The organism is Xanthomonas sp. CFBP 7698, assembly GCF_003600855.1.
Classification (GTDB): Bacteria; Pseudomonadota; Gammaproteobacteria; order Xanthomonadales; family Xanthomonadaceae; genus Xanthomonas; species Xanthomonas cannabis.
Genome location: NZ_PRDN01000001.1, coordinates 809,914 through 823,472 on the forward strand (window position 1 = coordinate 809,914; position 13,559 = coordinate 823,472).

The following is a 13,559-nucleotide window of genomic DNA, read 5'->3' on the forward strand; positions in this document are numbered from 1 at the left end:
AGCGGCATGGATGCCGCGCCAGAGCCTCCAGGGACGGATTCACGGCGTGTCCCGCGATGGTGGGCGGGCAAGGGCCCTGCAGCAAACGCAAAGACGTCGAGTGCGCGGTACCCTCACCGCACCAGATAGTTGGCTGCTGCCTTTATTGAAGAGCGGAATCAGCGCACCGGACAGTTCGCAGGTTATGTTTTTTGAAACGGTACGCACCGACCAACTTGACTGGTCCTTGCCCGCTCACCGTCGCGGGACCTTGAGCGGCATGGATGCCGCGCCAGAGCCTCCAGGGACGGATTCACGGCGTGTCCCGCGATGGTGGGCGGGCAAGGGCCCTGCAGCAAACGCGAAGAACTCAAGGGCGCGTTGCCCCACCAGATAGTTAGCTGGTGGCTTTATTGAAGAACAAAATCACCGCACCAGAAATTCTGCCGGATGTTTGATCGAAAGCTATGCGCACCGACCACATCCACTAGTCCTTGCAGCCAAGCAGCAGACGGATGTCGCCGGGTGCGCGACCACACCGACAGCCGTGTACCCGGTGTATCAGGACGACAAGGCAGTCATCCACTCCGCACCGCTTAGGTCAACACGTCCAGCAAGCTACCCAACATCTCGTCGGAACGCCGCAGCGCGGTGGCGCTTGCCTGGAAATCGTTGCGTGCCGACAGCCCTTCCACCAGATCGGTGGCCGGCGCCGATGGATCCGCACTGGCATCGACGACGCTGGCGGCCACGCCGCCATTGGCCTGCGTGCTGGCGGCAACGGACTGCCGTGGGCTGCCGTCCACCGGCTGGCGCGCCACATTGCTGGCGGCTACCTGCTGGCGCAGTGCGGCCACCTGCATTCCGGAACTGGCGATGCTGTTGATGCTCATGATGGCTCCAGTGCAAAAACTACAAAAAAAAGCGAGGGCGCGCGTCTACTCACCAGCCGGCGCAGCGCCGATCACAACCGCGCCGCGCTGCTGTCGCGTTTACCGCAAGCTAACCGCTGGGCTAGCCTTTCTTACGCGGATGGACCCAGCGAACAGCAACTGCGACCCACCTGCTGCACATCCACATGTCCTACCTGGCAACTGCGACAACGCCGGCCTCACGGCCGCATGGTCGCCTCGCCCACGCTCAATACGTGCCCACCCGCACGCGCAACACCACAGGTACATTGCCGGCCGCATCCACACGCCCGAAGTTGAGCCCGTAGTCGGTCTGGTCGCCGTTGAGCTGCCTTTCTACCTGCCAGCGCCCATCGACATACCGCCCCTGCTCCACCCGCAACAGTTGTCCATGACGGGTATCGGCCGCGTCGCGGAAAAATTCAATGCGCGCAGCCATGCCGGTCACCAGAAAGTCTTCCGGCCCCAGCTGGGCTACCAGTAACCGGCCTGCATGGTCGCCGTTGCCGGGCAGAATCGGCGGCGCATCGCCCCACATGGGCGCACCGAACGACACCTTGGCCTCCCACTCGCCGAAGCGCAGCGTGCGCTGCGGCGCGCCAGGTTGTTCGGCCACTGCCTGCAGCCGGCCGTCGAAGGCGGCCTGCGCCAGAAGTCGCTGCATCGGCGCAAGCAGCTTGAAGTTGGCCGCGTGCGCAGCGATTGCGGCGCGATTGGCCTCGCTGTCGGGGTTGCCATCCATGCCGAACACCGAAAAGCCCACCCCGCCCTGCCCCAGCACATGGAACAGATAGGGCGCGGTGGCCGCCTCGAAGCCGGTTTCCGACACCCAGGCCGGGTTGTCGGGCCGCGCGTACTGGCCGATGACCTTGGTGTATTCGTTGTAATCGTTGGTGTAGATGTCGGTGCCGATGAAGTCGATCGACGGCGTGGCCGCGCGCCATAGCGCGAACATGTTCACCGTGGCACCGCCGGAGGGATAGTCCATGCCCGGATAACGCTTGCCCTTGTAGCGCAGCCAGGTGTTGACATAGAGCGGCAGCGGATACGCACGCTTGCCGGCGGCGGCCACCTGCTCGATGTAGGCGGCGGTGGCATGCGCGTTGAACGCTTCGGCCGCTTCGGCGCCGAACAGTTGCTGCCAGCTGCCTTGCGGCTTGCCCAGTGCGCGCGCAATCTCGGCCGGCACCGGTTGTGCGAACGCGGCCTCGCCGGCCGGGCCATGGTCGCGCACGGTGCCGATCGCACCGGGCTCGTTTTCCACCTGCACCAGGATCACCGTGTGGCGATCGCCATCCACCTTGCGCAGGTGCCGCATCAACGCGGTGAAGGCGCGCGCATCGGCCTGCATGTTGGCGGCCACATGCGGCGACAGCACGTCCACCGGTTCGCCATTGGCATCGCGCATGCGCGGGTACGTGGTCTCGTCGCGCTTGATCCACTCCGGCACGTAATGCATCTGGCCGTTCTTCCAGCTGCCGAACCACAGCAAGGCCACGCGTAGGCCACGCTTGCGGGCCCCGGCAATCAGTGAATCGACGTTGGTGGTATCGAAGCGGCCCTGCGTCGGCTCGAACTGCTCCCAGTACACCGGCGCTTCCACGGTGTTGGCGTGCAGCGCGACCACCTCGTCCAGCGCCTTGGGCAGCACGGCTGGCCAGGCACTGGAGTTGTGCAGCTGCGCGGCCAGCACGGTGTATGGCGCGCCATTGACAAACAGCGCATGACGGCCATTCTGGGTGACGAAGCGCGGCAGTTCTGCTGCGCTGGCAAGCAGCGGCACACCGACTGCAAGTAACACCAGCGACCACACCAAACCGGCCACCCGGCCGCAGCGTTGCACCTTGAATCCAGCAAACACACGCATCATTGCGCCTCCGATGACAGCGAATTCCAGTGCGGCGTAGGTTCGTTGCGCAGGTGGCGCACGAAGAAGTCGTATTGACGGCGTTGCACATAGTCGATCGGCCCGCTGGAGCGGCCCACCGAATGCTCGCCACCGGGCACGTTGAGCAGATCGAACTGCTTGCCGGCCTTGATCAAGGCATCGACCACCTGCGCAGTGGAGGCCGGGTCGACATTGCTGTCCTGCTCGCCGACGATCAGCAGCAGGTCGCCCTGCAGCTTACTGGCGTTGACCACGCCGGATGCCTGCGCATAGCTCGCATCCACCGGCCAGCCCATCCACTGCTCGTTCCAGCTGATCTTGTCCATGCGGTTGTCGTAGCACCCGGCAAACGCCACGCCCACTCTGTAGAACTCCGGATGGCGTTCGAGTGCACCCAGGGTGCTCTGCCCGCCGGCCGATGCGCCATAGATGCCGACCCGGCTGATGTCGTACGCAGGATCCTTCGCGGCCAGCGCGCGATGCCAGGCGATCCGGTCGGCAAAGCCGGAATCGCCCAGGTTTTTCCATGCCACATCGTGAAATGCCTTGGAACGATTGGCGGTGCCCATGCCATCAATCATCACCACGATGAAACCCAGATCGGCCTGCGCCTGCATGCCGATCTGCTTGTCGCCGCCGGAGTGGTAGCCGAACGGCCAGAACGTCTTAGGCACGAAAGCATCGTGTGGGCCGGCGTAGATGTTTTCGATCACCGGGTATGTCTTGTGCGGGTCGTAATCGCGCGGGCGCACCACCATGCCCCAGATATCGGTGATGCCATCGCGGCCCTTGGCCACGAAGGTCTCCGGCGCGCGCCAGCCGGCGGCCTGCAGCTTGCCGATATCGCCGCGCTCAACGGTGTGCAGCAGCTGCCCATCGATGGCGTGCAGCTCCATCACCGGCGGCAGATCCGGGCGCGAATACACATCCACGTAATGCCGGCCATCGTCGGCAATGGCCACATCGTGATCCGCATCGGCGTGGGTGAGCCGGGTCAAGTGGCGACCATCGAAATCCACGCGGTAGAGCTGCCGGTAGTACGGGTCCTTGCCGGCGTCCATGCCGCTGGCGGCGAACCAGATGCGGCGCTGCGCATCGTCCACGCGCAGCACATCGCGCACCACCCATTGTCCGCGGGTGATCTGGCGTTTGACCCTGCCGCTGCGGCCATCGAACAGATACAGGTGCCGCCAACCGTCACGTTCCGAAATCCACAACACCTCATCGCCGCGCCCATCCACGTCGTGGCGAAAGCTGCGATCGGCATACACGAAGGTACGCGCATCTTCGCCAACGGCCACATGCGCGCGTGCAGTGCGCGCATCCACCGCAATCACCCGCATATGCTGAAACCCACGCTGCACGTACTCGAAGCTCACACTGCGGCCATCGCTGCGCCATTGCAGCGGCGATAGCGAATACGGGGTGGCGAACAAGGCGTTATCCACCACGCGCCGGCTGCCATCCACGGCCAGCAGCACCGGCCGTTCCACATCCACCGCATCGCCCGGCTTGGGATACAGCTGGGTGTGCACCACCGGCTGAAGGCGACCGGTCGGTGCGGCCTCCACACGGGTGACCCGGCGCGCAGTGCCCGGACGTACCCGATACACCGCCAGCTGCTGCGAATCGGGCGACCAGGCAATGCTCTCCGGATCGAAATAGTCTTCCGCACGGCCATCGTCGGTGCGCTGGACCAGCTGGCCATCGGCCACCCGGCGCACGACCAGGTTCCAGCCATCGGCCAGCGCCTCCCACTGCCCGTCGGGCGAACGGCGTGGCGTGGTATCGGCCGCCACGTCCGGGTCGCGCACCACGCCGAAGCCGCGTGGCCGCTGTTGCCCCTGCGGCTGCCGGCCGGGATCGTCGGGCGCGCAGCGGTAGGTGGTCAAGGTACAGCGCCACGCAGCGCCCTCAATGGCGAACACGATCGCCCCGTCCTCACGCGCGCCTTCCTGCGCATACGCAAACCGCTCGAATGGCAACATCAACGCCGCATAGGCAGTGCCGGTGGCTGCCTGCAACGCCTGGGCCACGCGCGCCTGATCGAAGGCGGGTTGCTTGTGCAACGTGGCGACGTCCACGCGCATGAAGGCAAACCCACCAGGCACCGTCTTGCGGTAATGGAACCTGCCGTCGTCCTGCCAGTGCGCCGGCCAGGCGACGTTCTCGGTCAGCGTGCTCCAGTGCGCGCGCAGGCCCAGCGAACGTTGGTAATCGGCCACACTGGGTGCGGCTTGCGCAGCGGTTGCAAGCAACAGCATGCAGGCGGCCACGGCGCGCAACGCCCGCGCCAGCCATGCGCAGCGCAAGGCATCACTCACCATCGTCCTCCTCCAATGCCAGTTCGTCGCTGCGCAAACCGCTGCGTGCGCCCCAGTGGTAAATGAAGAACGCGATCACCGCCACGCTCAACGTGTCGAACGGATGCGCGATCCAGCCGTGTCCACCGAAGGTGCCAGCCCACGAGACCAGCATCACCAGCACGAAGAACACGATCAGCCACAACGACGCGCGCACCTGCCGCAACAGGCGGGTGCGGCCTTCGCGCGACGGCAGGCGGTATAGCACGTACAGCGCAAACGCCAGCACCTGCAAGCCAAGCAGCCACGACAAGGTGGGCCAGGTGGACCAGTACACGATCAACGCCGCCACCATGAACGACAGCGGCCCCAACACCGCCAGGCCGCGCACGAAAAACGGGCGCGGCAATTCCGGCGCGCTGCGGCGCAGGGCTGCCACCGTCACCGGCGCCACCGCATAGCTCAGCACCAAGGCGGCCGATACCACGCCGATCAGCGTTTCCCACGAAGGGAACGGCAGCGTCCAGAAGATCGACAAGCCCAGGCTCAACCACAACGCCGGACGCGGGATGCCCGACCCCGGGTCCACCCGCGTCAGCACCGGAAGGAACCCGCCGCTACGCGCCCAGCCATACACAACGCGCGGGGTGGCATTCATGTAGATATTGCCGGTACCGCTGGGCGATACCATGGCATCGCAGATCACCAGTGCGGCCAGCCACGCCATGCCCAGGGCCAGTGCGATGTCGTGGTACGGCAGCGAGAAGGCCTTGTCGATGCCGGTCCATCCTTGCGCCAGCTGTGCGGCCGGAATGCTGCCCAGAAACGCCAGCTGCAACAGCACGTAGATCACCGTGGACAGCGCCACCGACAGGATCAAGGCGATGGGGATATTGCGCTGCGGATCGCGCACCTCGCTGGCTACCGACACGATCGGGGTCAGCCCCAGATACGCGAAGATGATGCCGCCGGCGGAGATCGCCGCTTCCACCCCGGCCATGCCCGAGGGTGCGAACCCGTGCACGCTCAGATTGCCGGCATTGAAGTGCTTCATCAGCAGCACGATCACCAGGATCGGCACCAGGAACTTGAAGATGCTGACGATATTGTTGGCCAGCGCAAAGGTCTTGACGCTGAAATAGTTGAGCAGGAAAAACAGCACCAGCAAGGCCAGCTGCACCAGCCAGCCCCAGATGCTGGGGTGCGTGCTGTTGGGCTGACTCAACCACGGGAACCACGCCGCTGCATATTGCCGCGCCGCCTCCACTTCGATCGCGATCAAGCTGGAAAACGCGATGAGCGTGATGAAACCGGTCAGCGAGCCGAGCAAGGCGCCATGCGAATACTCCGGGTAGCGCACCACCCCGCCGGCGCGCGGCAACGCCGCACCGAGTTCGCAATAGACCAGACCCAGCAGCAAGACGGCGATGCCGCCGAGGATCCACGACACGATGCCGGCCGGCCCCGCAATCGAGGACACATGGCTGGCCGAAAACAACCACCCGGAACCGAAGATCGAACCCAGCCCGATAAAGGTCAGGTCGGTCAGGCTGAGCCGCTTGTGGAACTTGCCTTGCGTGGCCATGGTGCCCCCGTTGGAAAGGTTGTAGGCGATTCCTAACTACTACAGCTGTTTCCTTCTCCCACCGGGAGAAGGTGCCCCGAAGGGGCGGATGAGGGTGCGTGCGCAGCCTCGTGCCATTTCGACCCGCGCAGCTTCGCCCGTACCCTCACCCCCCCCGCTCCGCGCCCCGGCCCGCGCCAGCAGCGCGGGCGCTCCAAGGCACGCGCGCCAGTGGCGCGCAAACTGTGCCTTCCTACCCCCGGGGGCGAGAGGGGCTTCAGCATTGCTACTGCTTCGATACCTCCTGCGCCCAAGGCGACTTCCCGCCCTCGGCGATGAAGCGGTCGACGCGCTGCTCCAGCACCGGTAGCGGCACCGAGCCGGTTTCCAGGATCGCGTCGTGGAAGGCGCGGATGTCGAACTTCTCGCCGAGCGCGGCTTCGGCCTTGTGCCGCAATTCGATGATCTTCAACTCGCCCAGGTAGTACGACAGCGCCTGCCCCGGCCAGGCGATGTAGCGGTCCACCTCGGTGGTCACTTCGTGTTCGCTCAGCGCGGTGTTGTCGCGCAGATACGCCTGCGCCTGTTCGCGCGTCCAGCCCTTGTGATGCAGACCGGTGTCGATCACCAAACGGCAGGCACGCCACATCTGGTACGTGAGATAGCCGAAGCGGTCATAGGGCGTGTCGTACATGCCCATTTCCTGGCCCAGGTACTCCGAATACAACGCCCAGCCTTCGCCATACGCGGAGATGTAGCCGTAGCGGCGGAACTCCGGCAAGCCCTGCGCCTCCGCCGCCAACGGCATCTGCAATGCATGGCCGGGCGAAGACTCATGCAAGGTCAGCGCGGTCAGGTTGTACAGCGGCCGCGACGGCAGGTTGTAGGTGTTGACCAGATAGATGCCCGGGCCGCCACGACCGCCGGTATAGAACGGCGCCAGCTCCGGCGGCACCGGTTCGATCGCAAAACGGCGGCGCGGCAGCCGGCCGATGTAGTCGCCCACCTTGGCATCCACGCGCTTGGCGATCCACGCCGCCTGCTTGAGCAGCTCGTCCGGGGTCTTGGCATAGAACTGCGGGTCGGTGCGCAGGAAATGCAGGAATGCCGGAAACACCGCCTGTCCGGCCGGCGCTTTGAAGCCGCTGGCCGCGATGGTCTGGTCCATCTGCGTGCGCAGCTTGGCAACCTCGTCCAGACCGATCTGGTGGATCTGATCGGGGCTCACCTCCAGCGTGGTGAACTCGCGAATCTGGGCGCGGTAATAGTCCTTGCCATCCGGCAGCGCTTCACCGGCCAGCGTGGTGCGCGCACGCGGCTGATACTCAGTGCGGATGAAGTCCAGCAACTTGGCATACGCCGGCACCACCTGCGCGTTGATGGTCTCCACGGCCTGCGCCCGCAGCTGCGCCTGCACCGCTGGCGGCACTGTGGCCGGCATCTGCTTGAACGGTGCGTAGAACAGATTGGCCTGACCCCTGGCCTGCGCCACATCGGCGATGGATTGGTCGCGTCCTGTCAGCGTGACCTTCGGCTGGCTGAAACCACGCGCCAGCCCGGCGCGCATGTTGTCGGTGTGCTCGGCGAAATAGCGCGGGATATCGGCCAGCATCTTCAGATAGCGCTGATAATCCTCGCGCGTGCGCAACTTGGCCTCGGCGCTGAAGCCCAGGTCGCTCCAGAACGCCGAATCGCTGTTGAACGGCATTTCCCAGGCGCGAAACCGTTGCTGGTCCAGCAACACCAGCAACTGCTGGCGGTACACCTGGTAACTCACCTGATCTTCGGCAGACAACTGCGCCTGCGGGATGCCATCCAGTTCTTTCAACGCCTGTTGCCAGTACGCCGTGCGCTGGTTCTGCGTGGCCACATCCACCTTGGGCAGGTGGTCGGATTGTTGTTCCTGCGTGGCCTGGTTGTCTTCATCCACCGCGCCGGACAACTGCGCCTGCCGCCAGCGCCATTCGCGCGTGTACAGCGCTTTGAAACGTGCCGCCGCGCTGTTTTGCGTGGTTGCCGCAGATGAGGGTGCGGATGCGGGTGCTGCGGCTTGCGCCTGCACAGCGGCAGTGCCCAGACCGGAGGCAATCAACACGCTCAATGCGCACGCGCGCCAGACGCGGCTGGTCTTCATCCGCGTGCCTCCGGTGCCGCCTTGGCCTGCGCAATCCACTGCCGCACGCGCTGCTGCAACAGTGCCAGCGGCATCGCGCCGCCGCCCAGCACCGCATCGTGGAAGGCGCGCACATCGAAACGATCGCCCAGCTCTTTTTCCGCTTCCGCGCGCAATGCCAGGATCTGCAGCTGACCGAGCTTGTAGCCCAACGCCTGGCCCGGCCACACGATGTAGCGATCGGTTTCGGACTGGATGCTGGGCTCGTCGTCGGACGGATGCGCGTGGAAGAAGTCCACCATCTGCTGGCGATTCCAGTGCTTGTAGTGCACACCGGTGTCGAGCACCAGCCGGTTGGCGCGCAGCAACTCGCCAGACAGGCGGCCGTAGTCGTTGTACGGGTCCTTGAAGAAACCGATCTCCTTGCCCAGCCGCTCGGCATACAGCGCCCAGCCTTCGATATAGGCGTTGTAGCCGGCCTGCTGGCGGAACGGCGGCAGGGGCAGCGTCTGCGCAAGCGAGATCTGCAGGTGATGCCCGGGCACGCCTTCGTGATAGGCGGTGGTTTCGATATTGATCAGCGTGCGGCTGGCGAAGTCGCTGGTGTTGACCTTCACGATTGCCGGCTTGGTGCCTTCCGGATTGCTTTGCCAATACTCGGCGCCGGGTGCGCTGCGGCGGAAGGCCGGCATCGCCTGCACTTCCAGCGGCGTCTTGGGCAGATGGCCGAACAGCTTGGGCAGTTCCGGTTCCATCGCGGCGATGTACTGCCGGTACTGCTGCAGGATCTGTTCGCCGGAGCTGGCGAAGTGGCGCTTGTCGGTCTCCACCGCCTTGCGGAAGCTGGCCAGATCCGCAAAGCCCTGCGCCTTGGCGATCACCGTCATCTCCCCTTCGATGCGCGCCACTTCCTTCAGGCCGATCTGGTGGATCTCCTCCGGCGCCATGTCGGTGGTGGTCTGGGTGTGGACGGCGTAGCGATAACGGCGCTCGCCATCGGGCAGCGACCACACGCCTTCCTGCGCGCGCCCTTGCGCGGCGTATTCGTCGCGCACGAACGCGGCCAATTTGCCGTAGGCCGGGCGCACCTGTTGATCGATCGCGGCGAGCACCTGTTGACGCAGCGCGTCGCGTTGATCGGCCGGCACCGCCGCATCGAGCTTTTTCAGCGGCGAGGCGAACGGGCTCTGCTCGCCGGTCAACGCGGCAATCTTGTCGATCTGCTCGGGCAGGCGCTCCAACAGATAGCGCGGCTGGGTGAGGCCATCGGTCGCGCCCTGGCGCGACACCGCGATGACTTGCTCGATCACGGTCGGGATCGTCTGCAGGCGCTTGATGTAATCCTGGTAGTCCTTGGCGTTTTCGAACGGAAACGCATCGCCATACCCGGCCAGCGCCAACTGGATGCCGCCGATGGGTTCCAGCGGCATCGTATAGGCCTTGAGGTCGATACCTTCCAGCTTGTCGCGCAATTGGCCCAGCATCATCTGCAGGCTGAGCTGGCGTTGCGCGTCCAGCGCCTTGGCATCCACTGCTTCGAACTGCGTGAGCAGGTCGGCGGTTGCGGCGCGCTCTGCCTGCACCGCTTCCAGCGAATAATCGCTCCAGCGGTCGTTGTAGCGCTTGTCGCCGATGATGCTGGCGAACTCCGGGTTGTGCTGCAGCTGGTATTGCCACTGTTTGTCCAGCAACGCATCGAAGGCCTTGGCGGCTTGTTCGCTGCTATTCGCAGAGCCAGTGGCCGCAGCCGCCGTTTCCGATGCCGGCGGTGCCGGCTTGCAGGCAGTAAACAATGCGGCGGCAAGCAGGCCGATGGCGACAGGACGCAGGTGGTTCATGCATTCACTCCAAGATGCGAAGACGGTCGTAGGAGCGCGCTTGCGCGCGATGGGCGTTACCGATAACGCCATTCGCGCGCAAGCGCGCTCCTACGGGTACGTGAATCTGGGCAGGCTCACGCAAACGGTTGATCGATCGCCAGCGACGGCGGCGTAAACCACTGCGCGCCCGCCTCGGTGACATAAAAATGGTCTTCAAGCCGCACGCCGAACTCACCGGGCACCACGATCATCGGCTCGTTGCTGGCGCACATGCCCGGCTGCAGCGGCTGCGCATTGCCGCGCACCAGATACGGCGCCTCATGAATCGCCAGACCGCAACCGTGGCCGGTGCGATGCGGCAGGCCGGGCAAGCGATAGTCCGGGCCCAGCCCTGCGGCTTCCAGCACCGTGCGCGCGGCCTGATCCACCGCTTCACAGGCCACGCCCGGGCGGATCGCCGCAAATGCCGCTGCCTGCGCGGCCTGCTCCAGGTCCCAGATGCGCTGCTGCGCAGCGTTGGGCGTGCCATAGATCCAGGTGCGGGTGATGTCGGAGTGGTAGCCCTGCACGGTGCAGCCGGTGTCGATCAGCACCAGCTCGCCTTCGCGCAGGTGCTGCACACCGGGGATGCCATGCGGAAATGCAGTGGCATGGCCGTATTGCACGATGCAGAAGGTCGAACCATTGTCCGCGCCCAGCGCGCGATGCGCCTCGTCGATAAAGCGCACCAGTTGATCGGTCCCGATGCCCTCGTGCGCGATGCCGGCGGCCAGCCGCTGCACCAGCAGGGTCATGTCGCAGGCCTGCTGCATCAACGCCAGCTCGGCCGGCGACTTGCACATACGGCAGCCATCGATGATCGCCCCCGCGTCGCGGATCGCCGTGCCCAGATGCGCGCGCAGACCGGTGTGCACGGCGAAGGCAATGCCCGGGTCCAGCGCCAATGCATGCGCGTGGCGCTCGTCCATGGCCTGCACCACCAGCGCATACGGGTCGTCGTGCTCTTCCCACAGGTACTTGGCCACCGGGATCTTCAGCACCGCATCCAGCGAGCCTTCTTCGAACGCAGGACACAGCAGCACCGGGTCGCCATTCAAGGTCAGCAGCAACGCCACCAGGCGCTCGCTCGCGCCCCACGGCACGCCGGTGAAATAGCGCAGCGAGGTACCGGCGCCGATCAACAGCGCATCCACGCCCTGGGCGCGCATCAGGTTGCGTGCGCGTTCGATGCGGCGCTCGTATTCGTCCCCGGCGATCGGCGCGGCGCGTTGCGTCCACGGCGCCAGCTGCGCGCGCGCCTGCTCCAGCGACAGCCCGCCGATCTGTGTGCTCATGCACCTGCTCCCAGATCGGCCGTGCTCCAGTGCCCATCGACCAGCCGCGCCACCCCGCCCGGATTGCGCTGGCGCAATTCCGCAGGCAGCAGCGCATCGGGCACCGCGTCATAACTGTGCAGGGCCGCAAAACGGCCGATTGCACCGGGCATGCCCACGGCAGTGAAGCCCGGGTGCCCGGTGCTCGGGAACGGCCCGCCGTGGTTCTGCGCGGCGCTCACTGCCACGCCGGTCGGCATCTTGCTGTTGATCAACCGCCCGACCCGCGCGCGCAACACCGGCGCGATGGCCTGCCAGGCCGCATCGTCGCTGCCATCGCCGGCGCGATACAGCGTACCGGTGAGATTGCCTTCGAATGCAGCCGCCACCTGCGCCATCTGCGCTGCGTCGGCCGCGCGCACCAGCAGGCTCACCGGGCCGAACGCTTCGGCCTGCAGTGCATGCGGGTTGGCGATGAACGCCTGCGCATCCACGCTCAACAAGGTCGGCGCATAGCGGTAGCCATCCTCGCCGGTGTGCCCGCCTGCCAGTACGCTGGCACCGGCAGCGCGCAGGCTGGCCACCCCGCGTTGCACACCGTCCACACCGGCCGCCGAGAACAGCACCATCGGCATGGCCGCTTCGAAATGGGCCTTGGTGGCCGCAACGAACGCATCGCCGGCCGCACCATGCGGCACCACCACCACACCGGGATTGGTGCAGAACTGCCCGCTGCCCAGCGTGCAGGACGCAAAGAAGTCCTGCGCCAGCGCATCGCCGCGTTCGGCCAGCGCGCCGGGCAACAGGAACACCGGGTTGACGCTGGACAGCTCGGCGTAGAACAGCACGCCTGCTGCGTCCGCCGCTGCCTTCAGCGCCAGCCCACCGGCACGGCTGCCGGTAAAACCAATCGCGCCCAGTCGCGCATCGCCGGCCAGCCGCACACCGATGGCGTTGTCGAAGTGATACAGCAACTGCACGGCCGCCGCCGGCAGACCGGCCTTAACCAGCGCCTGATGCGCCAGCTGCGCCATGCGCTGGCTAGTAGCTGGGTGCAGCGGGTGCGCCTTGGCGATGACCGGGTTGCGCGCGGCGATCGCGCTGGCGAAATCGCTGCCGGCAATCGCGTTGAACGCAAACGGAAAATTGTTCGGGCCGAACACCAGCACCGGCTTGCCCAATGGCGCCAGGTGCGAACGCAGATCGGCCGCGTTATCGATGACGGGATGGGTCCAGCTGTACGTGCGCACCGCCTGCGCGGCCTGGCGCAGCTGCCCGCTGGTGCGCGGTAGTTCGTTGCCACGCAAGCGTGTGGGCGCCGGCAACGCGGTTTCGGCATGCGCCAAAGCGACCAGGGTGTCGGCATCGGCATCCAGCGCGTCGGCATAGGCATCCAGGAAGGCCGCGATACGCTCGACCGGTACGGCCGCCAGTTCCGCTGCCACCGCCTGCGCTGCGGCGACGGCGGCGTCCACATCGTCCGCACCACTGATCGGAAACTGCGGGCCGATCGGCTCGCCGGTGTTCGGGTCGGCAGCGCGGAAGCTGCCGGCCGCATCGCGGCTGGATTGCCATTGGCCTGCCAGCAGCACCTCGGCGGCGGTCGTGGGAATGGAGTGGTTCGTGTCGTTCATTGCGGCACCTTCGGTAACAGGGATGCAGGGCCTG

At 65.8% G+C, this 13,559-nt stretch carries 8 protein-coding genes; all 8 read right to left on the reverse strand.

Features of this window, described 5'->3' with window-relative positions; genetic code table 11:
- Positions 1-575 precede the first annotated feature (575 nt).
- Complete coding sequence (locus XnspCFBP7698_RS03390) at positions 576-872, reverse strand: hypothetical protein (protein ID WP_104580406.1); 297 nt, start codon at positions 870-872, stop codon at positions 576-578.
- Positions 873-1,119: 247 nt separating this feature from the next.
- Entirely contained in the window at positions 1,120-2,757 is a 1,638-nt protein-coding gene (locus XnspCFBP7698_RS03395; RefSeq protein ID WP_104580571.1) for a DUF5597 domain-containing protein, read from the reverse strand.
- Positions 2,757-5,105, reverse strand: coding sequence for a S9 family peptidase (locus XnspCFBP7698_RS03400; protein WP_104580407.1), 2,349 nt, complete (start codon positions 5,103-5,105; stop codon positions 2,757-2,759). Before XnspCFBP7698_RS03400 ends, XnspCFBP7698_RS03395 begins: the two co-directional genes overlap by 1 nt.
- Complete coding sequence (locus XnspCFBP7698_RS03405; protein ID WP_104580408.1) at positions 5,095-6,666, reverse strand: APC family permease; 1,572 nt, start codon at positions 6,664-6,666, stop codon at positions 5,095-5,097. The genes XnspCFBP7698_RS03400 and XnspCFBP7698_RS03405 overlap by 11 nt, the downstream gene beginning before the upstream one ends.
- Positions 6,667-6,931: 265 nt before the next feature.
- Positions 6,932-8,779, reverse strand: a complete 1,848-nt coding sequence (locus XnspCFBP7698_RS03410; RefSeq protein ID WP_104580409.1) for a DUF885 family protein — start codon at positions 8,777-8,779, stop codon at positions 6,932-6,934.
- Entirely contained in the window at positions 8,776-10,596 is a 1,821-nt protein-coding gene (locus tag XnspCFBP7698_RS03415; protein ID WP_146093223.1) for a DUF885 family protein, read from the reverse strand. Before XnspCFBP7698_RS03415 ends, XnspCFBP7698_RS03410 begins: the two co-directional genes overlap by 4 nt.
- 116 nt (positions 10,597-10,712) lie before the next feature.
- Positions 10,713-11,912: a Xaa-Pro peptidase family protein gene (locus tag XnspCFBP7698_RS03420; protein WP_104580410.1), complete on the reverse strand. Its 1,200-nt coding sequence runs from the start codon at positions 11,910-11,912 to the stop codon at positions 10,713-10,715.
- Positions 11,909-13,525, reverse strand: coding sequence for an aldehyde dehydrogenase family protein (locus XnspCFBP7698_RS03425; RefSeq protein WP_104580411.1), 1,617 nt, complete (start codon positions 13,523-13,525; stop codon positions 11,909-11,911). Before XnspCFBP7698_RS03425 ends, XnspCFBP7698_RS03420 begins: the two co-directional genes overlap by 4 nt.
- Positions 13,526-13,559 lie beyond the last annotated feature (34 nt).

Excerpts from the sequence above, each read along its gene's own strand:
- XnspCFBP7698_RS03390 (WP_104580406.1), bottom strand. The coding sequence starts at position 872 with ATGAGCATCAACAGCATCGCCAGTTCCGGAATGCAGGTGGCCGCACTG.
- XnspCFBP7698_RS03395 (WP_104580571.1), bottom strand. The coding sequence starts at position 2,757 with ATGCGTGTGTTTGCTGGATTCAAGGTGCAACGCTGCGGCCGGGTGGCC.
- XnspCFBP7698_RS03400 (WP_104580407.1), bottom strand. The coding sequence starts at position 5,105 with ATGGTGAGTGATGCCTTGCGCTGCGCATGGCTGGCGCGGGCGTTGCGC.
- XnspCFBP7698_RS03405 (WP_104580408.1), bottom strand. The coding sequence starts at position 6,666 with ATGGCCACGCAAGGCAAGTTCCACAAGCGGCTCAGCCTGACCGACCTG.
- XnspCFBP7698_RS03410 (WP_104580409.1), bottom strand. The coding sequence starts at position 8,779 with ATGAAGACCAGCCGCGTCTGGCGCGCGTGCGCATTGAGCGTGTTGATT.
- XnspCFBP7698_RS03415 (WP_146093223.1), bottom strand. The coding sequence starts at position 10,596 with ATGAACCACCTGCGTCCTGTCGCCATCGGCCTGCTTGCCGCCGCATTG.
- XnspCFBP7698_RS03420 (WP_104580410.1), bottom strand. The coding sequence starts at position 11,912 with ATGAGCACACAGATCGGCGGGCTGTCGCTGGAGCAGGCGCGCGCGCAG.
- XnspCFBP7698_RS03425 (WP_104580411.1), bottom strand. The coding sequence starts at position 13,525 with ATGAACGACACGAACCACTCCATTCCCACGACCGCCGCCGAGGTGCTG.